We start from the raw sequence: 21,587 nt of genomic DNA, 5'->3' as shown, positions 1-21,587 counted from the left end.
TTGCAAAAAATAAATGGGTATGTATGTATATAATTTAACAGCGGTGATAAGCGATGAGGTTTTTCCTCAGTGGCAAGAATGGTTGCAAAGTGTTTATTTACCTACTATTAGCACAACTGAGACTATAGAGAAAATACGCGTTTTTAAAGTGTTGGACTCACCCGAAAAACACTATGCTATCCATCACGAAACCGCTTCACCTGTGCAGTTATTGGATTTTATAGAGCATATAGTTCCCAAACTCTTAGAGCTATCTGCCGAAACTTTCGGCGAAAAAGTACTCTTTTGGGGAACACAACTAAAGGAAATGACGAATGACGAGGGACGAATAGAATTTGGCATAAAAATTGATTTATAATTACTAAATATGCGAATCAAGGGTTGGATTAATTTATTGAAACCTCCCCCCACCCCCTCCAAAGGGGGAGATGTGACGAAAAAGCGACAATGTACTGTAAATCAAGCATCATTATTTTTCAACTCCTAATTCATATTACTAACGACTAAAAAGAATGACGATGAAAAAGAATTTTAACCTTAGGAAAACGATGAGATACCTCACTCTTGGTGCGGTAGCCTCATTAACACTTACCTCGTGCGTAGGTTATTACTATGCTGATGGTATCTATAATGACCCTGTACCCGAAAGGGTAAGATACGTGGAGAGAGAAAGCTATCCTGAACGTTATGACTATCCTCCTGAAAACCGCTATAGCCCTAATAAGTATAGAGATTATTTTGGCGAGAAAGCGCAACAATATCAACAAAAACCGGACAGTAGTTTCACGCATTTCACCGATGTGAATAGCTACCGCTCTAACGCCTATACCTCAGGTAACTCTTCTTATGGTGGTTGGGGCAGTAATCCTTCGCGTGTGAACGTGAATGTATATAACAACGGCTGGATGAATCCTTATTACGGTTGGAATAATTATTGGGGTTACGGAGCTTGGTATCCTTACAATTACTACGGTTATTACGACTATCCTTACTACCGCAATCGCTCTGGCTGGAGTATTTCCTTAGGCTGGGGTTGGGGTAATTATTACGATCCTTATTGGGGTGGTTACTACGGAGGCTACTATCCTTACTACGGTTACGGATATCCTTACGGCTATTATGGATATTACGGATACCCATACTATGGGTATGGTTATTATTACGACTATTACCGTCCAAGAGATTACTATTATGAGCCCAATCGTTCATATGGTAGAGATTACTATGGCAGAAGCAGAGGACGTGCTATCATAAGAGATGACGGACGGAGAGGAGACCCTAATCGTTATAGCAATTATAATAACGGTTCTTACAATCGTTCACAAACACAAGGTAGCAATAACTATGGCAATGGTAGTCAACCTAATTATCAAAACCAAAGTCGTGGTAATGAATACAACGGAGCTCGGAATGGATATGAGTTAAGGAGAGCTTATGAGTCTAACAATTCTAACTATTCGGGCAGAAGTTCTAACTATGGCAATAGCAATTCAGGAGGGAACTACAACAGTGGCGGAAGCTACAATAGTGGTTCTTCTAACCAAGGCTACAGAAGTTCTAACCGTAGATAAAACAGTATTGACTAATGAAAAGATTTAATTACATATTATTTTTAGGAGTTTCATTGATAGCTATAACAGCAAAGGCTCAAAACTATACCGATGCTTTGCGCTATAGTACAGAGGAACTCACAGGGACAGCTCGTTTTAAAGGAATGAGTGGTGCTTTCGGAGCATTAGGTGGTGACCCCTCTGCTTTTAATATCAACCCTGCTGGGAGTGCTGTTTTTGGCAGTTCAGAAATTTCGTTCTCTCTAAATAATAACAGCCAAAAAAGAGAGATAAGTTTTCGTGACAGAAATAACAGCAAGACTAATAATGATTTTAACTTGAACCACTTTGGAGTTGTGTTTGTCTTACCAGATGCTTCTAACACTTTTAAGAAAGTGAGTTTTGGGTTCAATTATCAATTAGCGAAAACGTTTGATAATGATAAGTTTTCTTATTCTGCCTATGATAATAAAGGGTTAGATAATTATTTTTCGTACTATGCTACGCAGGGTAATGGTGGAAGTCCTTTTGCTTTTGGTACTTTTCTAAACGGATATAATTATAATCCGGCAAATCAGCAAGAAGAAATAGGCGAATATTATGCTACCTTAGGTCGTAGAGAAGGTTATGCTGCGCAAATGGCTTATTTAGGTTTGATGGCTAATCTAATTACTCCTACAAATAACACTGCCACCAACACGAGTTACGAGCTGAGTGGTAATAACTTAGAACGCTTGCAAACTTATGTAGTAGAACGTTCCGGTTATGTAAACAAATACAATTTCAATCTTGCCTCGCAAATAGGCGATTTCATTTTCTTAGGCTTAAACCTAAACGTACACAACATTAATGAAAAAGCCCTTTATAGTGCAAAAGATGATAATTTTCAAAGCAATAACCCTTTTTTACGATATGCTAATCATCAACAGTATATCAATACTACAGGAGATGGTTTTTCTCTACAATTAGGTAGTATCATCAAATTAACTGATGATTTGCGTTTGGGAGTAAGCTATCAATCGCCTACTTGGTATACATTAAAAGAAGAAAACCGACAAGTATTATATGCTACAACGGGGATTGCTACTAATACATTTGATTCTGACATAGAACTTGTAAATCGTTACGGTGACCCTATTTGGTATGAAAAAGAATACAAATTCCGTACTCCAAGTGCGTGGACAGGTAGTTTAGCTTATATCATAAAGAAAAGAGCTATACTAAGTGTAGATTATACTTATAGAGCTTATAACAATTTAAAGTTCAGAAGTAGTAATATGGAAGGTGAAAATACTATTATCCAAAATGATTTGGGTGATACATCTACCCTTCGTATAGGAGGTGAATTCCGTATTCCATTTAAAATGTTCAAAGGAGAAGACACTGCTAGAAACTTTGTAAGTTTGCGTGGAGGTTATCGTTACGAACAAAGTCCGTACCGCAAAGCCACAGCTACCGTAGGTGACCTTACGGGGTATTCGTTTGGAGCAGGGGTTACCTTAGGAGGAATTCGTTTAGATGCCTCTTACGACATTGCTAAGCAAACAAACCTATACCAGATGTACGAAACAATTCTTACGGATAATGCTCAAATAAAATCAACTTATGGTAACTTCTTGTTTACCTTTACGGCACAATTATTTTAGGTAAGACATAAAAGGTAAAAGATAAAAGAGACGGTAATAAAAAATTGCCGTCTCATTTTTAGTATAATGAAATTACACAGAAATTTAGTAGATGCTGTGATAGAGGGACTTGCCTTTATCTTCAACGACAACCAATACGCCGATAAAGTCGTAGAAAAACAACTGAAAAAAGACAAACGTTGGGGCGCTCGCGACCGCGCTTTTATCGCTGAAACGATTTACGACATTGTGCGTTGGAAACGCCTTTATGCCGAGATTGCCGAAGTGTACGAACCTTTTACAGTGCACAACCTACGCCGTATGTTTGCCGTGTGGGCAACTTTAAAAGGCATTGCCTTGCCCGATTGGGGCAACTATTTTGAAGATACACCCGCACGCCGTATCAAAGGCAAGTTCGATGAGCTCTCCAAGGTAAGAAAACTCCGCGAATCTGTACCCGATTGGTTAGATAAATTGGGCGTAGCTGAGTTAGGCGAAACGATCTGGACAGACGAACTGCACGCTCTCAATAGTTTAGCTCCTGTAGTCTTGCGCGTGAATACCCTCAAAACTTCTATAGACCGCCTGCAACAATTCTTGCGACAAGAGGGGGTAGAAACTTACCCTCTACGCGACTATCCCGATGCCTTGCAATTAGTAGAACGTGGTAATATCTTCAAAACCCAAGCTTTTGCCAATGGTCTTTTTGAAGTGCAAGATGCGTCTTCTCAAAAAGTAGCGCCTTTTTTGCAGATAGACAACAAAGTGAAACGTGTGATTGACACTTGTGCAGGAGCAGGAGGCAAAACGCTACACCTTGCTACCTTGATGCAAAACAAAGGTCAGGTAATTGCGATGGACATCTACGAGCAAAAACTACAAGAATTGAAACGCCGTGCGCGTCGCAATGGCGTTCACAATGTGGAGACCAAGCTCATCGACCCTAAACAATTGAAACGTATGCAAGGTACCGCCGACCGTATACTTATTGATGCCCCTTGTAGTGGCTTGGGTGTATTACGTCGCAACCCTGATGCCAAGTGGAAATTGCAACCTAATTTCTTGGATGAAATACGGACTACTCAACAAGAAATCTTGCAACAGTACAGCAAACTGCTGAAAAAAGGAGGCAAACTTGTATACGCAACTTGTTCGATATTACCAAGTGAAAACCACAAACAAGTAGAAGCTTTTTTAGCTTCCGAAGCTGGAAAAGATTTCCGCTTAGAAGCTGAAGAAGTAATTTTTGCTCATCAATCGGGGTATGATGGTTTCTATATGGCACGACTTTCGCTTTAACTTTGCCAAAGTTTGGAACTTTGGCAAAGTGTAAGTTGTACAGATAGTATTGTACATATCATTATTTTGTTGTACTTTTGCACCCTAAAACTCATCACTCATAAACTCAATAACGAATGAAGAAAATAATAGCACTGATATTCGTAGCGTTTGCAACCATAGCAAATGCGCAGATACACAACCCTGTAAAATGGACTACAGCGGTTGAAAAAATTAACGACTCTGAATATTATTTGGTGAGTACCGCCTCTATTGAAGCAGGTTGGAAACTCTATGCTCAAAATATTCCCCCTAAAGGACCTATCCCTACGACCTTTACTTATGCCAAGACAGCCGACTTTCAGCTCATAGGTAAAACCGAAGAGAGCAAACCTATTGTAAAACACGACAAAGTGTTTGATATGGAGATTGCTTATTTCCACAATCAAGCAGTCTTCAAACAACGCGTGAAAGTGCTGAACGCCGTTGCTTCTATCAAAGCGGAGGTAGAGTTTATGAGCTGTGACGATAGCAATTGCTTGCCCCCTGACACCGCTGATTTAGAGTTTGTCGTCTCTGGTTCAGCTCCTACTGCTCAAGGGGCTACCCCTCAATTCACTTTTGGCAACAACCCTAATAGTGATAACACTACAGCTCCCGCAACTACGGTAAGCGAAACAACTGACAATACAAAAGTCTCTGCTAACTCGCCTATTTCACATCAAGGATTGTGGACGATCTTCTTTATATCGTTCCTCTCTGGTTTTGCGGCTTTGCTCACTCCTTGTGTGTTCCCAATGATCCCAATGACGGTGAGCTACTTTACTAAGCAGAGCAAAAATAAAGCGAAAGGCATTAAGAATGCAGTCATCTATGGTATTTCTATCATCGTGATTTATGTGTTGTTGGGCTCTGCTATTACAGCTGCTTTTGGGGCTGATGCTTTGAATGCTTTGGCGAGCAACTTCTGGTTCAACATCATATTCTTCCTGATATTGGTGATATTTGCAGTCTCTTTCTTAGGAGCGTTTGAAATTACCCTGCCCAGTTCGTGGAGTACCAAAGTAGATGCCCAAGCCGATCGCAGTGGCTTTATTGGTATTTTCTTTATGGCTCTCGCTTTGGCGATAGTGTCTTTCTCGTGTACAGGTCCTATCGTGGGTACTTTGTTAGTACAAGCGGCTTCCGAAGGCGGAATCGCTCCTATTGTAGGAATGTTCGGTTTCTCATTAGCAATAGCTTTGCCTTTTGCCTTGTTTGCAGCTTTCCCCGGTTGGTTGCATTCTTTGCCTAAATCAGGCGGTTGGATGAACACAGTAAAAGTGGTATTAGGCTTCTTGGAATTAGCATTAGCATTCAAATTCCTTTCTAATGCCGACTTGGTATTACAATACCACTGGATAGAGCGTGAAGTGTTTATTGCTATTTGGATTGCCGTATTTGGGGCTTTGTCATTGTACCTCTTTGGCAAAATACGTTTGCCACACGACGATGTTACCGACCGTATCTCGGTGGGGCGATTGATGTTAGGCTTACTTACTTTGAGCTTTACAATTTATATGATACCTGGTTTATGGGGTGCTCCGCTGAAACTTATCAATGCTTTTCCACCGCCACAACACTATAGTGAATCACCTTACGGCGTAGGTTACACCGCTGGTGGAGGTACAGCTGGCATAGACGAAGGGGCATTGCCTGAAGGGGCACACTTGTTCAAACCTCATAACATCATTACTTTTGATGATTACGAAAAAGGATTAGCATATGCCAAACAAGTAAACAAACCTGTGATGTTAGACTTTACAGGTTGGTCTTGCGTGAACTGCCGTAAGATGGAGCAAAATGTGTGGCCTGCCCCTCAAGTGCTTGATGCCTTGAGAAACGAGATAGTGCTCATTTCCTTGTACGTTGATGATAAACGCCCATTGCCTGAAAGCGAAGTACACTCTTCAAAAATTAGAGAGGGCAAAATGATAAAAACTATCGGGCAAAAGTGGAGTGAGTTCCAAACCCTCCGATACAAAGCCAATACACAACCTTTTTACGTATTGATGAATCACGAAGGAGAAAACTTAGTACAACCCATTGGCTATACCCTTGATACCGACGATCCTGATGAGTTTTACCAATGGTTGCAACAGGGAATTACGGCTTTTGGCAAATAAAATCATTTGATGAAAAACAAACACTACATACTCCCTATATTTATAGGCTTAAGCCTAGCTTTGGGGCTCGTTTTAGGAAGACAGCTTGCGAATTTTTATATTCCCAAGCCACCTCCTCCTGTACCTATGCCTATTACTGATATAGATACTATACCCGAGAATCCTTACAAAGTGAAGTTGAACAGACTTATTGACTATATAGAAGAGGATTATGTAGATAAAGTAAATACTGACAGCATTGTAGATCTTACCATTAACAGTATTTTGCGCAAGTTAGACCCACACTCTACCTATATCTCAAAAAGTGATATTCAGGAAGTGGCAGAAACAATGAGCGGTAAGTTTGTAGGTGTAGGAATTAGCTTTTATATGTACAAGGATACCATTGCCGTAATTAAGCCTATAGAAGGAAGTGATGCAATGCATAAGGGGATTCGGTTTGGCGACCGTATTTTGATGGCTGGGAAAGATACTTTGTTTAAAAAGCGCTTGAATACTGACAAAATTAAGAATATTCTCAAAGGCGAAATGGGGTCAAAGGTAGACTTAACTGTTTATAGAAAAAGTAAGGACAGCCTTTTTAAGATAGACATTGAGCGAAAGTTCATCCCTATTAGGAGTATTGATTGCTTTTACAAAGTGAACGATACACTGGGCTATATCCGTATGAATCGCTTTGCCGAAACTACTACCGATGAGTTTACTACGGCACTTAAAGCTTTGGAAAAAGAAGGCATCAACAGTTTAATTTTAGATTTGCGCAATAACTCTGGTGGTTTTCTGAATGTAGGAATTCAGATAGCCGATGAGTTTTTGGCAAAGGATAAGATGATTGTTTTTACTAAAAATAATCGCAAAGAAATAGAAGAGACTTATTCTACTGCTGGGGGATTATTTGAAAACAAACCAATATTTGTACTTGTTAATGAAAATAGCGCCTCAGCCAGTGAGATTGTAGCAGGGGCTTTACAAGATAATGATAGAGGTATAATCGTAGGACGTAGGACTTTCGGCAAGGGATTAGTACAGAGCGAAATGCCTCTACCCGATGGTTCGGCTGTAAGACTTACTACTGCTCGCTATTATACTCCTACAGGGCGTTCTATTCAAAAACCCTATAATTTGAGACATCAGCGTAGAAGTTTCCAAATAGATAATGCAACTGTCCCAGATTCATTAAAATTTACGACTCCTAAAGGAAAAGTAGTGTATGGTGGAGGAGGTATTTATCCTGATGTATATGTGCCGGTAGATATGAAGCCAGAAACCTATATGGTGAATGAAGTACTCAATTCAGGACTTACTAATTTCTTCTTGTTTGAATACTTAGATAGTCATTCTAAAGAGAATTATAAGCCTTCAAAAAAGTATTTTATAAACGAATATAAAGTATCAAAAGAAATGCTTAGCGCTTTTGCTAAATTTCTCAAAGAGCGTAAAATCAATATTGATTTTAAACGAAACAGTTATGATATAGCTAAATATTTAAAAGCCAACTTAGCCGAAATTTGGTTTAATGACAATGTATCAGGACTTATCCGTAATCAAGGTGATTTTTATATTGAAAATTGTTTGTATTACTACAAACATAAACAATCTAAAACAAGTACAGAAAGTAGAACAAAATCAGTAAAAAGAAGAAGTGCTAAATCTATAAAAAGAGTTTAAAAAATATATGAGCAAGAATTTAACATCACGCAGTGAAGATTATTCTAAATGGTATAACGAATTGGTTGTTAAAGCCGATTTAGCCGAAAACTCAGGCGTGCGTGGCTGTATGGTTATCAAACCTTACGGCTATGCTATCTGGGAAAAAATGCAAGCCGAACTTGACCGTATGTTCAAGGAAACGGGACACACCAATGCTTATTTCCCACTATTCGTTCCTAAAAGCTACTTTGAAGCTGAAGAACAAAACGCCGAAGGTTTTGCTAAAGAATGTGCCGTAGTAACTCACTACCGCCTCAAAACCGATCCTAATCAAAAGGGTAAACTAATGGTTGACCCCGACGCTAAATTGGAAGAAGAACTCATCGTACGCCCTACTTCCGAGGCGATTATCTGGAGTACTTATAAGAACTGGATTCAGTCTTACCGCGATTTGCCTATTCTGATCAACCAATGGGCAAATGTGGTACGCTGGGAAATGCGCACGCGATTGTTCCTCCGTACAGCCGAATTCTTGTGGCAAGAAGGTCATACCGCTCACGCTACCAAAGCCGAAGCGCTTGAAGAAGCTGAAAAAATGATGAATGTTTACGCTACTTTTGTGGAGAACTTTATGGCGGTACCTGTCATCAAAGGTCTCAAAACTGAAAGTGAGCGTTTTGCAGGGGCTGTAGAGACTTTCTGTATCGAAGCGATGATGCAGGACGGTAAAGCCTTGCAAGCAGGGACTTCTCACTTCTTAGGTCAAAATTTTGCTAAAGCTTTTGAAGTGAAGTACGCTACTAAAGAGGGCAAACAAGAATACGTGTGGGCGAGCTCTTGGGGTGTCTCTACCCGCTTGATGGGTGCTCTTATTATGACCCACAGCGATGACAACGGACTCGTATTACCTCCTAAATTGGCTCCTATTCAAGTGGTAATCGTACCTATTTATAAAGGAGAAGAACAATTGGAAAAAATCCGTACACATATCCAGCCTTTGCTTGACGAACTTCGCAAGCAAGATATTAGTGTGAAATTCGACGATCGCGACACCCAATCTCCTGGCTTCAAATTCCACGAGTACGAACTCAAAGGGGTACCCGTGCGCTTAGCGGTTGGGCAACGTGATATTGAGAATAACACCTTTGAAGTAGCTCGCCGCGATACGCTTACCAAAGAAACCGTAGCAGGCAACCAAATTATAGTTCATATCCAGCACCTTTTGAAAGATATCCAAGCTAATATCTTCAAAAAAGCTTTAAACTATCGTAATACGCACATTACTGAGGTCAATAGCTATGACGAATTTAAGGAATTACTTGAAACCAAAGGGGGGTTCTTCGCTGCCCACTGGGATGGTACCCCTGAAACCGAAGCACTGATCAAAGAGGAAACCAAAGCTACCATTCGTTGCATTCCTTTAGATGCTAAAGAAGAAGCAGGCGTGTGTATGTACTCTGGCAAACCTTCAAAACGCCGTGTACTATTTGCTAAAGCATATTAAAAAGTAAAAAAGTTCAGTAATCTCTTACTGAACTTTTTTTAATTATCATCCTTCTATCCTTTAAAACTCTTAAACAGAGCTTCCATCTTTTCTCTTTCTTCTTCAGCCAAAGCCGCATCCACTAAAATTCTACCGCTGTGCTCATCAGTAATAATCTTTCTACGAGAAGCAATTTCTACTTGCACTTGTGGTGGAATAGTGAAGAACGAACCTCCTGAAGCTCCTCGTTGGATTGGTACTACTGCCAAACGATTCATCACACTACTGCGAATGCGTTGATAAGCTTTCAGTAAACGCTCTTCAATTTTACCAGCATATTCTTCTGCCTTTTCTCTTAAAAATTCCTCCTCTTTCTCTGTTTCTGCCAAAACAGAATCAAGCTCAGCTTTTTTATGTTTAAGATGAGCATCACGTTGGGCTTTACGTTCATCTACTTGCTTGATAGCCTCTTTCTTTTGGTCTACTTGTGCCTTACCTTCTTTAATGCGTTTTTCAGCCAACTGCACTTCTAACTCTTGAAATTCTATTTCTTTAGAAAGAGAAGTATACTCACGATTGTTGCGTACATTCTTTTGCTGAGTAGTATACTTCTTGATAAGAGCTTTTGCCTCTTCAATTTTTGCCTTCTTCTCTGCAATTCCTGCTTGCAATTCGTCTAATTCTTCTTTAAACTTTACGTGGCGCTTTTTTAAACCCTCTACCTCATCTTCAAGGTCTGATACTTCCAAAGGAAGCTCACCACGAGTGTTCTGTAACTCATCAATCTTAGAGTCAATGAGCTGTAAATCATACAGTGCTCTTAACTTTTCTTCTACGGTTATATCCACTTTTTGTGCCATATCTATGAATAATATTTGATAGGATTTGTATCTACATTTGATATTGAGAGGGCAAAAGTAGGAATTTTTTTTGAAAGATAATCAAATAAAATAAATTTTATGTATTGTTCACTTTCAAAATGACCTATATCTGCTAATAATATTTGCCCCTCAGCCTTGAAAAAATCGTGGTATTTAAAATCTGCACTCACAAATACATCTGCTCCTGCTCGCTTAGCATTTTCAATTGCAAAAGCACCACTTCCCCCCAATACAGCTACTCTTTTCACTTCTTTGCCCCTAAATGCTGAATATCTAATACAGCTTACCTCCATCTTTTCTTTTAAATAAACAAGAAAATCAGCTTCATTCATTGAGGGTTCAAGTTCCCCTATCATACCCATTCCTATATGTTGGTGCTCATTTTCTAGGGTATATATCTCATAAGCCACTTCTTCATAAGGATGATTTTGGTGAAGTGCTTTTAGGATTGGAGCTTGCAAATGCTTAGGGAAAATAACTCCTATTTGTGTTTCATCTTCTGTGTGAAATACATTGGGTTCTCCAATTGTTGGGTGCGAAGATTCATTCCCCCTATAAGTGCCTTTTCCTTCAAGGTTAAAACTGCATTCTGCATAATTGCCTATATTTCCCGCTCCTGCTTCGAAGAGCGCTTTACGTAGCTTTTCAGCATTAGCTTTTGGAACATACGTAATGAGCTTTCTGATAACATTACGCTGTGGAATAAGTATGGCGCGATTGTGCAACCCTAAGCGGTCAGCAATAGAGGCATTCACTCCTAACAGCTGATTGTCTAATGCCGTATGCATACTATAAATAGCTATTTGGTGTTGTATTGCTTTCATCACTACTCGTTCCACATAAGTCTTCCCTGTAAGCGATTTAAGTCCACTGAAGATAATCGGGTGGAAACTAACAATAAGATTACATTTCTTTTCAATAGCTTCTTCTACCACAGCCTCTAAGGTATCTAAGGTGATAAGTACCCCTGTTACTTCAGCATTATTATCGCCCACCAATAAGCCTACATTATCAAAACTCTCAGCATAATGAAGCGGTGCGAGAGTTTCTAATGCATTAATGACATCTTTTATTTGCATAATTTATTTTTAAGAATTTACTACTATCTTACTCTTTCCATTACCTTCCTTCTGTACCACTACTTTCACAGCAATACGCTCTACCATCTCCTGCACGTGAGAGATAACTCCCACTTTCTTCCCTTGATTTTGCAAACTCTCTAACGCATCTAAGGCTACTGAAAGTGTCTCAGAGTCTAAAGAACCAAAACCTTCGTCTATGAAAAGTGTCTCTACATTCATTTTGGTAGACGAAAGCGACGAAAGTGCTAAAGCTAAAGCCAAGGACACCAAAAACGATTCTCCTCCTGAAAGTGAGTATACCGAGCGCACCTCAGCTCCCATATCGTTGTCTATCACCTGCAAACTAAGTGAATTGGGAATGCGTTGCAGAGTGTAGCGTCTATTGAGGTAGCACATCTGTACATTGGCATATTGCAAGAGCATATCCAAAGTATATTCCTGAGCGTATTTGCGAAACGCATTGCCCGTACTACTTCCTATCAAGTCGTTGAGTGAGCTCCAGCGATGAGCGAGTTTTTCCTTTTCTTCTTTAGCCTTGTGTAATTCTGCTGCCATAGTGCGCTGTTGTTCATCTGCTAAGAGTCTGCTTTTTTGAGTTACTACTCTATTGCGCAACGCCTCTTCTTCTGCTGTTGCTACCCCTAATTGCTGAAGCGTATCATCTTCGGTAAGTTCAAGCGGTCGTTTGGCTTTAAGGGTTTCAAGCGCTTGTTGTTTTTCATTCGCAATAGTGTGGTACTGAGCAATACGCTCGTTCAGCAATTGTAGTGCTTGGCGTTCTGTTTGTAACCACTCGTGCGAACGATTTGCCCACTCCTGCATTTTTTCTCTTATAGTTTCTATTTGAGCAGGTTCATATCCCTTCAGCCATTCTTCTATCTTGTGAGTAGCTTCTGTTATATGCGTTTGCGATTGTTGCTGTTGCACCACTAAACTCTCTAAAACCTTTTCATTAGTAGCAATCTGCAACAAGATTGCATTGTACTGTTGTTGGCTCAGCTCTAAGTGAACCGTCAATTCACTTATTTGCTCTTCAAAAGCTGTTTCCTCCTTTTCAGCTTGCTTGCCCTCCAACAATCCCTCGCGTTCTGCTCTCAATGTTTGCCATTGCTCTTGTTCTTTTGCGATACTCTCATTTAGTTCAGTGAAGTCTTGCTCAAGTGCTTGTGCAGATGAAGTGAGCTCAGCGCGCTCTTGGCTAAGTTCGGCTAAGCGCTTTTTGTATTTCTCTACCCGAACCGAATGCTCCTGATAATCGCTGGTAGCCTTGTTTAGGTCAATTTGGAACTGCACTATATCTGTTTGCCAAAGTCTAAGCCAAGCGTCCGAAAGTTGCAAATTCTGTAATTGCTGAGTGTGCTTTTGGCGTTGCTGTTCTTCATTCTCAGCATCTTTAGTAAGTACATTCTGTTCTTCAGTAAGCGAATTGAGTTGTTTAACCACTTCAAAAAAACTTTCTGCTTCCGTTAAAAGATGTTCTGTTTCCGCTATCTTATCCGTGATATATTCCTCTATTTTTGCTGAAGGATAGCTTGAATAATATACTGACTGCGAGAGGCGTTCGCTCTCTTGTCTCCATAAATCAGCGTATTCTATGTTTTGCAACTGCTGACTCTCAATGCGTTTTTTCAGCTCTTTGCCCTCCGCTTCTTTAGTGATAAAGTCTTTAGTAATGGTTTCTAACTGCGCTTTAGCCACCAGGAACTCCTGCTGTACTGTATCGATGAGGTGTTCCACCACAGCCTTGTGGGCATTAGGGTGGTGCACCGACCCACACACAGGACAAGCTTCCCCTTCCACCAAATGTTCACGCAAGAAAGCTACATCTTTAGTATTTTCTATTTGTGCCTTTTGGTAAATGCGCTCAGCGGTATCACACGCTATTTGAGCTACCTCCTTGTTTGTTTGCAACTCAGCTATTGTTTTCTCTGTTTGGCTTTGCACATTTTGCATCTCCTGCAAGAGCCCTTCTCCTTTAGCTTTCTGTCCCTCATATTGCATCATTCGCTTTGCCACTTCTCTATCCGATTGATAGACTTGTAAAGCCAACATAAGTTCCTTTTGTCGTTTGGCAAGAGCCTCCATATCCGTTGAAGGAAGCGCTTCTACAGGGTGTTGCGCTCTCAGCTCACTAAGTTGCAAGCTAAGGCGTTGCCTTGCTTGAGTATTCTCACTCAGTCTTTCATTCAGCTGTTGCTGTTCCATTGCAAGTTGGCTCAGCCACAAAGCATTGCGGTACAATTGCGCTTCATCAGGGTGAGCGCTAAGCCACTGCTCTTCTGTTTGAAGATAACCTTCCCCTTTTTGAATATGCTCAGTTACTTCTCCAAGCTCTGCCTCTTTAGCCTGTAAACTCTTTCGCTTAGCATCGTGTTGCTGTTCTCGTAGCGATAATGCTCTTTGTTGTTCAGTAAGTCGCACATCCAATTCCTTTGCTTTAGCAATGGCAGGTTTGGCAGACTCGTAAGCCTCTTTGGCTGTAGCCAAATCACTTTCGGCAGTTATTTTTTCGTCAGATACTCTTGCCTTATCAGCAGTAAGCTGTTCTTTTTCAGTAGTAGCTTCTTTAAAACGTCGCTCCGCACTCACTAATACCTCTTTCTCTCTTTGCTGGGTGAGGATATCCCCTTTCACGGCTTGCAATTGCTCTATGATAGCAAGCTCAGCAAAACGCTCTGCCTGTGATTCCTTTTCCTCTTCTGCACTTTTTTTATTAGCCTTTGCTTCCTCCCATTGCTTTGTAAAAAACTTCTGATTGTCAAACCACTGCTGTTGTTCTTTTAAAGAAGTAAGCGATGCTTGTAAGGTTTTCAACCTCTCCTCATCGGCTGTCAGTTGCTCTGTTAGCGCAGTGCGTTCCTCTTCAGTTAAAAAAACAATGTTTTCGAGCTGTTTTTCTAAGAGTTGGAGTTCGTTTTTATGTTGCTTGTTAAGTTCGTATACCTGCTTTGAAATACGCGTGTAAATCTCGGTTCCCGTCAGTTTCTCCAAAATATCCGAGCGCTTATCATCGTTCGCTTTTAAGAACGACGTGAAGTCTCCCTGTGCTAAAATCACCGATTTGGTAAACTCGTCAAAGGTCAACCCTACGCATTCCTTTATTTTTTCAAGTACTAAAGTCTTGCGATTTTCTGAAAACACCTGTTTATCAGTGAGGCAAGTAAGTTGTATCTTTTCATTTTGGATAGCCCCCGAAAGTCTGTTATAGGCTCGGCTCACCTGCCATTCAGCTTCATAGGTCTTGCCATCTACCGCCCTAAATACCACTTTGGCATAGCCCGAAACCGCCCCTTTGCGCAAAAGGTTCTTCACATTGTTAGCCTTTACATCCACTCCGCTATCTGTGATTGACACATTACTCTGAGTGGTAGCTAACCGAGGCGTATCGTTGTAAAGCGCAAGGCAAATAGCATCTAAAATCGTAGATTTACCAGCCCCCGTAGCTCCTGTAATAGCAAATAACCCCACCGATTTAAGGGGTTCAGCTTCCAGATTGAGTGTAAAGGGACCTTCTATAGAGGCAATATTATGAAGAGAGACCGAAAGTATTTTCATAAGAAAAAAACCTCCGTGAGGAGGTTTTTAAAAGTTGCTATGTTATTTTTGGAACTTAGCGTATTTGTTTTTAAACTTATCAATACGTCCGGCTGTGTCGATAAGTTTAGATTTACCGGTGTAGTAAGGGTGTGACGTGCGAGAAATCTCCAACTTTACTAATGGATACTCAACCCCTTCTACTTCAATAGTCTCTTTTGTCTCTACGGTAGACTTTGTGATGAAGATATCGTCGTTCGACATATCTTTGAAAGCCACCAAACGGTAAGATTCTGGGTGAATTTCTTTTTTCATTGCAATGCTAATTTTATTACGTAATTTTTTCAGGGCGCAAAGGTACAACTATTTTTTGAATTGGCAAACTAAATAATAAAAATATAAAAACTAAAAACACAATCCACTGATTATTAAACCCTCCAATAGCCTTTGTTCAACAATCACCTAAAATTCATCAAACTCTCAATTACCGCTTTTGCTTCTCATCTCCCACTTTGAAGATAGCCAGCGATAGCAAAGTAAGTGAATAGAGGGAGGTTGCCGTGTGAACTTTGCCAAAGTTTGAAACTTTGGCAAAGTTGAAAACTCCCACTTATCCTCATCTTATCTTCACCTTTCGGTCACTACAGTTCCCCCTCTCTGAGGGTAGTCAGCGAGCTGGCGTAGAGTATGTGTATTAGGGGGAGGTTGCCTTCGTCATTCGTCACTCGCCTCTCGTTATTCGTTCCTTGCCCGTCGTGCTACGACCTTTTTCTTTCGTCTCGAAACCCTGTTTTCGGCATTATTGGCATTATTGTATTATAGTATTAATCAATCACTTATACACCCTTTGTATAACAATCGTCCAAGATTCGTATAAGCATCCTATAAGCTTTGTATAAGCTAACCATACCCATTTTTCCTTTTACCTTTTATCTTTTACCTAAAAACCCCCTTCCGAAATTCTCCGCTCCTTTTCGAAATCGCTAATATGTCACTTTTAGCAGTATACACTTTAGCAAAGTTCATTATCAGTATTATTGGCATTATCAGTATTATTGGCATTATTGACTTTATTTTATAACTTTTTGTACTCTATTCCGTGAAATCCGTGCGAGACTTAAATAAGCAACAAACTGCCTAATGTTAAATACTAACGCCTTCTATCAAACTCTCATTAAATTAGCAATTTGATAAATTATTTGTATCTTTGCACCGTTTGGCGCAGTATTTGATTATTAGCAGTGGATTAAAAGTTAAAAACTCTCACAACTCTTAACTAATTATGATTCATATCGACGAAAAAATATACCTTTGGCTTATAGCAGTACTCATTCCGCTATTCATCATTTTTGCCCTTTCGATGATTCGCAAACGTCGTAGGCAAAAACAATTTGCCTCCTCCCCTACCCTCAGGCGTTTAGCACCTAACCGTTCGCGATTCAAACTATGGGTGAAATGGAGCGTCTTAGCGGTAGTATTGGTGCTACTAAGTATCGCTTTGGCTAACCCCAAGATAGGCACAAAAATTGAAACCGTAAAACGCGAAGGGGTAGATATCGTCTTTGCCATTGATGTCTCTAAAAGTATGCTTGCCGAAGACGTAGCTCCTAACCGTTTAGAAAAAGCAAAACGCATCGCTTTCGAGACCATCAGTCAGCTAAAAGGCGACCGCGTAGGTATCGTGGCTTATGCCGCTAGCGCTTATCCACAGCTCGCTCTCACTACCGACCATTCTGCCGCTAAGATGTTCCTGCAAGGTATGAACACCGATATGCTCTCCTCTCAAGGAACTGCCATTCAGGAAGCAATACGTATGGCAAGTAGCTATTTCGATGAAAATACACCCACCGCACGCTTGCTCTTCATCCTCACTGATGGCGAAGACCACGAAATGGGTGCTACTGAAATCGCTACCGAAGCACAAGAAAAAGGAGTACATATCTACACCATAGGTATCGGCACTGAAAAAGGCGCTCCTATCCCTATCAAAGAAGGGGGCGGACAAGCGTATAAACGCGACCGTAATGGCGAGGTAGTGATTACCAAACTCAACCGCGAACTCTTGCAACAGATAGCCGCTAATGCAGGAGGTGAATACCTCAATGGTGATAATACTCAAAAGGCAGTAAGTCAAATTAATAAGATATTAGACGGAACAGAAAAAAGTCAGTTCGATACCCAAAAGTTCGTAGACTTCAAAGACCAATTTCAGTGGTTTTTAGCGGGAGCTTTGCTCTTGCTCATCTTAGACCTTGCTATCTTTGAGCGCAAAACTCAATGGGTAAAGAAATTGAATCTATTCAACGAAAAAGAAAAAGGCAAATAATAAAAAATCCGTGTGTGATGACCATCGCTAGTTCCCCCTTAGGAGGGGGCTAGGGGGAGGTTTTCAAAGAGATATATTCTATTATGAAAAGCATTCTATACATAACATTATCGTTACTATCCCTCTCAACTTTGGCACAAACCAAAGCCGATAAAGAGGCACAGAAAGCTATAGCTAATTCTAAAAAATACACCTATGAAGGCAATACCGCCCTCAAAGGCGATAAACCCGTGCAAGCCGAAGTAGATTACCGCAAGGCAATAGCCGAAGATAAAAACAACGCTACCGCACAGTATAATCTCGGTACGATGTACTACCAACAAAAGAGCTATGACGAGGCTTTCTCCCGACTTAAAAACGCCTCAACCTCCGATAAAATAACCGAAGAAGAAAAACACAAGGCTTTTCACAACTTAGGCAATGCCTTTATGAAGAACAAAGAGTACGAAAAGGCAGTGCTCACTTATAAAGAAGCTTTGCGTCATAATCCTAAAGACGAAGAAACGCGTTATAACTTAGCAGTAGCCAAAGAAATGCTTAAACAAAACCCACCTCCACCACAAAACAACAAAGACAACAAAGACAACAAAGACAACAAAGACAACAAAGACAACAAAGACAACAAAGACAACAAAGACAACAAAGATAATAAAGATAAAAATAATCAGCAAAACCAAAATAACCAACAAAATCAGAACAACCAGAATAATCAGAACAACCAGAATAACCAGAATAACCAAGACAATAAAGATAATAAAGATCAAGGCAATAAACAGGATAAAAACAAAGATAAGAGCAATGACCAAAAAGACCCTAACCAAAATAATCAGCAGAATAAGAACCAAAGCGGACAAGGACAAGGTGAGCAACGCCCGTCTTCTCTTTCACCTCAACAAATGGAGCGTATCTTAGAAGCTATGAACAACGAAGAACGTAAAACCCAAGAGAAAATCAACGCTCAAAAGGTAAAAGGTCAGCGTGCTAAAACTGAAAAAGATTGGTAACAATTAGGTAAAAGGTAAAATGAAATCTAAACTCATATTCTTTATAACTTTCTTAATACAAAGTCTCTACGCACAGCAAGTAGAGTTCAAAGCCGAAGTGAGTAAAAATCAATTAGGTGCTAATGAACGCTTACGCATAGAGTTCTCTATGAATAGAGACGGCGATAACTTCACTCCACCTAACTTTCACGGTTTTACCATAGTGATGGGACCTTCGCAATCGGTATCAAGATCGTGGGTTAATGGAGTAAGTAGTTTCTCCAAAACTTATATTTACATCCTCCAACCTACTGCCAAAGGTAAATTTACCATAGGGCAAGCAAGCATAGAAATTGACGGTAGAACCTATAAAACAAACCCTATAGCTATCACTGTTACTGAGGCGGTAAAAACTCCCTCAATGGATAGAAATACTAATGATATTGCACGTGAAAACCTATTCTTGCTCGCCGAAATATCAAAACCTAACCCTTACCTTAATGAAGCTGTAAGTGTGGTATATCGACTTTACGTAGGTCCAGAAATATCACTTAGCAACTTGCGTTTGTTAGAAGTACCTAAATACCCTAACTTCTGGAGTCAAGATATACGATTACAAAACTATGAAGTAGAAAATTGTACCTATCAAGGTCGTTCCTATCGTTGTATTGTAGTGAAAAGAATAGTGCTTTACCCTCAAAAAACAGGTGCTATCACTCTTGAACCTCTATCTGTAGAAGCTATTATCAATGCTCCTACAGGACAACGAGACTTCTTTGGGCGTCCTTTCTATGAAGAAGTCTCACGTAAGGTAAGTTCTGGCAGTCGTGTTTTAAATATAAAGCCTTTACCTGAAGAAGGTAAACCCGAAAACTTCTCAGGAGCTGTTGGCGATTTCTCTTTTGCTGTAAATGCTACCAAACAAACACTGAAAGCTAATGAAAGTACTCAACTGAAAATAGAGGTATCAGGTAATGGTAACTTCAAACTGTTTGACTTGCCTAAACCTACTTTTCCATCGTCGTTAGAAGTGTATGCTCCTGAACAAAAAGAGGATATCAATACTTCACTTAACGGAATGAAAGGACGCTTAGAGCAAACCTATACTATGGTTCCTGAATACAAAGGGAAATATCCTATTTCAGGACTTTCTTTCTCATATTTTAATCCTAATACTCAAAAATATGTGACTGTAAAGACCGAAGACATTTGGATAGACGTAACCGAAGGTCCTACACCTGATAATGCAACAGCCTCTGATAGCAATGAGAATAGCACTTCTCCTAAATCATTAGCTGGATTACAAATGAACGCTGACCTTCAATCAATACACCAACCAGTATTCTTTGGCTCAACAAGTTATTATCTATGGTTGTTCTTGCCGTTGCTTTTGATTCCTATTGTACTTATCTGGTGGCATATCAAAATGCAAAGAGCTGGCGATATAGAAGGTAATAAAGTGAGAGTTGCCAATAGATTAGCGAAGAAATATTTGGGAGAAGCCAAGCGTAAATTAGGTGATAAAGGTACGTTCTACGAAGCGTTAGAACGCGCTTTGCACAACTACTTAAAAGCTAAACTGAAAATTGAAACTACTGAAATGAGCAAAGATAAAATCACTGAATTATTGCTCAGCCGAAAAGCTACTGAGGTTACGGTAGCTCAGTTTATGGCATTGCTTGCTAATTGTGAAATGGCACGCTACTCTCAGCATCACACTGATGCTTCTATGGAAAAAGATTTTAGCGAAGCAGTACAAGTAATTTCTGCTTTAGATAAACAAGTAAAAAAATAAGTAATAGCTAATAAAAATGAAAAACAATATTTTTATATATCTCTTCCTTTTGCCTTTATTGGTCTTTTCACAAGAAGATAACATCAGTCTTTTTGAGAAAGCTGCTCAATACTACAATCAAGGAGAGTACCAAAATGCAATTGACCAATATAAATTAATTTTGAAGTCTGGTAAAGAATCGACGGCTTTGTACTACAATTTAGCGAATACTTATTACAAACTGAATCACGTTCCTGAGAGCATTTATTATTACGAGAAAGCGCTTCAACTAAACCCCAACAACCAAGAGGCTAAAAACGGATTATTATTAGCAAACCAAATGAAAATAGACGCTATTGTTCCGTTACCCAAAACGTGGTTGCGCCAGCTTTCTGATGCTATTACAGGTTTGTTTAGTTTACAAACGTGGGCAATACTCTCTATAATAGGAATAATGGTATTTGTATTGAGCTTTTTTTGTTACTATTTTTTAGAACAAACCGCTCTCAAACGACTCTTTTTCACTTTGATGTTTATGTCAGTAGCGGTAGCCGTAGGCACTTATTTTATTGCTGATTTTCATAAGAAGCAAATTGAAGGAGAGAAGTATGCTATTTTATTCGATAAAACGGTACGGGTATTTTCTGAGGCTAATTCTTATAGCAGTGAAGTAGTACAGCTTCACGAAGGTACTAAAGTAGAAATTATAGAAAAGAACAATGATTGGATAAAAATTCGTTTGGCTAATGGGAAGATAGGTTGGACTAAAGAAAGTACTTTAAAAGTACTATAATTATGATAAGAGATTTGTGACTTTTCTAAAGAAAGAAAAAGAAATTATTAGCACCTAAAAAAGGTGCTTTTTTGTTTGAAGGAATCTTATGATTAGCTTATACAAAGCTTATACGAACCTTATACGAATCTTGGACGATTGTTATAGAAAGGGTATATATACGCTTCATTTATAATAGTTTACACTAAGCATATACTTCAAGAAATGATGGGATTATGCGAAACTAAACAGCTATAATACGAAAGGTGATTAAAGGTTTTATAGGGGTAATAGTAGGATTGAAGGCTTGTTATATTGAACTAAGACAAATAAAAAAGACTACTTTATTACTAAAGTAGTCTTTCTTTTGTGCCTACGACTGGATTCGAACCAGCACGCCCTAACGAGCACCACCCCCTCAAGATGGCAAGTCTACCAATTTCTCCACGTAGGCTTACGTGATTGTGACCTGGCTGGGGCTCGA

Annotated in this window: 15 protein-coding genes and 1 tRNA gene; 11 read left to right on the top strand and 5 right to left on the bottom strand. The window is 39.7% G+C overall.

Annotated elements, in window-relative coordinates; genetic code table 11:
* Positions 1 to 19: 19 nt before the first annotated feature.
* From RCZ04_RS10195 to proS, 7 genes are all read left to right on the top strand, one after another.
* Entirely contained in the window at positions 20 to 358 is a 339-nt protein-coding gene (locus tag RCZ04_RS10195) for a DUF4286 family protein (RefSeq protein ID WP_460485932.1), read from the top strand.
* A gap of 160 nt (positions 359 to 518) precedes the next feature.
* The gene (locus RCZ04_RS10190) at positions 519 to 1,571 is read left to right on the top strand and encodes a hypothetical protein (protein ID WP_460485931.1); all 1,053 of its coding nucleotides are present in this window, start codon (positions 519 to 521) and stop codon (positions 1,569 to 1,571) included.
* A 14-nt stretch (positions 1,572 to 1,585) separates the two neighbouring features.
* Complete coding sequence (locus RCZ04_RS10185) at positions 1,586 to 3,196, top strand: OmpP1/FadL family transporter (RefSeq protein WP_460485930.1); 1,611 nt, start codon at positions 1,586 to 1,588, stop codon at positions 3,194 to 3,196.
* A gap of 66 nt (positions 3,197 to 3,262) precedes the next feature.
* Complete coding sequence (locus RCZ04_RS10180; RefSeq protein ID WP_460485929.1) at positions 3,263 to 4,474, top strand: RsmB/NOP family class I SAM-dependent RNA methyltransferase; 1,212 nt, start codon at positions 3,263 to 3,265, stop codon at positions 4,472 to 4,474.
* A 116-nt stretch (positions 4,475 to 4,590) separates the two neighbouring features.
* Positions 4,591 to 6,618, top strand: coding sequence for a protein-disulfide reductase DsbD family protein (locus RCZ04_RS10175; protein WP_460485928.1), 2,028 nt, complete (start codon positions 4,591 to 4,593; stop codon positions 6,616 to 6,618).
* Between the two features lie 9 nt (positions 6,619 to 6,627).
* Entirely contained in the window at positions 6,628 to 8,286 is a 1,659-nt protein-coding gene (locus tag RCZ04_RS10170) for a S41 family peptidase (protein WP_460485927.1), read from the top strand.
* Between the two features lie 7 nt (positions 8,287 to 8,293).
* Positions 8,294 to 9,772, top strand: coding sequence for a proline--tRNA ligase (proS, locus tag RCZ04_RS10165; protein ID WP_460485926.1), 1,479 nt, complete (start codon positions 8,294 to 8,296; stop codon positions 9,770 to 9,772).
* 53 nt (positions 9,773 to 9,825) lie between these two features.
* On the opposite strand, the gene RCZ04_RS10160 is transcribed toward proS, so the two are convergent.
* From RCZ04_RS10160 to RCZ04_RS10145, 4 genes are read right to left on the bottom strand one after another with little or no spacing between them, the layout of a single operon-like run.
* The gene (locus tag RCZ04_RS10160; RefSeq protein ID WP_460485925.1) at positions 9,826 to 10,611 is read right to left on the bottom strand and encodes a zinc ribbon domain-containing protein; all 786 of its coding nucleotides are present in this window, start codon (positions 10,609 to 10,611) and stop codon (positions 9,826 to 9,828) included.
* 2 nt (positions 10,612 to 10,613) lie between these two features.
* Positions 10,614 to 11,711, bottom strand: a complete 1,098-nt coding sequence (locus RCZ04_RS10155; RefSeq protein ID WP_460485924.1) for a Nif3-like dinuclear metal center hexameric protein — start codon at positions 11,709 to 11,711, stop codon at positions 10,614 to 10,616.
* A 9-nt stretch (positions 11,712 to 11,720) separates the two neighbouring features.
* Positions 11,721 to 15,269: an AAA family ATPase gene (locus RCZ04_RS10150; protein ID WP_460485923.1), complete on the bottom strand. Its 3,549-nt coding sequence runs from the start codon at positions 15,267 to 15,269 to the stop codon at positions 11,721 to 11,723.
* Positions 15,270 to 15,311: 42 nt separating this feature from the next.
* Positions 15,312 to 15,563: a type B 50S ribosomal protein L31 gene (locus RCZ04_RS10145; RefSeq protein WP_002671135.1), complete on the bottom strand. Its 252-nt coding sequence runs from the start codon at positions 15,561 to 15,563 to the stop codon at positions 15,312 to 15,314.
* A 967-nt stretch (positions 15,564 to 16,530) separates the two neighbouring features.
* On the opposite strand from RCZ04_RS10145, the gene RCZ04_RS10140 reads away from it, so the two are divergent.
* From RCZ04_RS10140 to RCZ04_RS10125, 4 genes are all read left to right on the top strand, one after another.
* A complete protein-coding gene (locus RCZ04_RS10140) occupies positions 16,531 to 17,574 on the top strand; it encodes a vWA domain-containing protein (RefSeq protein ID WP_460485922.1) in 1,044 nt (347 codons plus the stop codon).
* A gap of 83 nt (positions 17,575 to 17,657) precedes the next feature.
* Entirely contained in the window at positions 17,658 to 18,578 is a 921-nt protein-coding gene (locus RCZ04_RS10135; RefSeq protein WP_460485921.1) for a tetratricopeptide repeat protein, read from the top strand.
* Between the two features lie 19 nt (positions 18,579 to 18,597).
* Entirely contained in the window at positions 18,598 to 20,352 is a 1,755-nt protein-coding gene (locus RCZ04_RS10130) for a BatD family protein (RefSeq protein WP_460485920.1), read from the top strand.
* Between the two features lie 16 nt (positions 20,353 to 20,368).
* Entirely contained in the window at positions 20,369 to 21,124 is a 756-nt protein-coding gene (locus tag RCZ04_RS10125) for a tetratricopeptide repeat protein (protein WP_460485919.1), read from the top strand.
* A gap of 349 nt (positions 21,125 to 21,473) precedes the next feature.
* Here RCZ04_RS10125 and RCZ04_RS10120 read toward each other — a convergent pair.
* A tRNA-Leu gene (locus RCZ04_RS10120) sits at positions 21,474 to 21,557 on the bottom strand.
* Between the last annotated feature and the right edge of the window lie 30 nt (positions 21,558 to 21,587).

The sequence above is a fragment of the Capnocytophaga sp. HP1101 genome (assembly GCF_054772415.1).
This window is presented reverse-complemented; position numbering and strand designations above follow the sequence as displayed.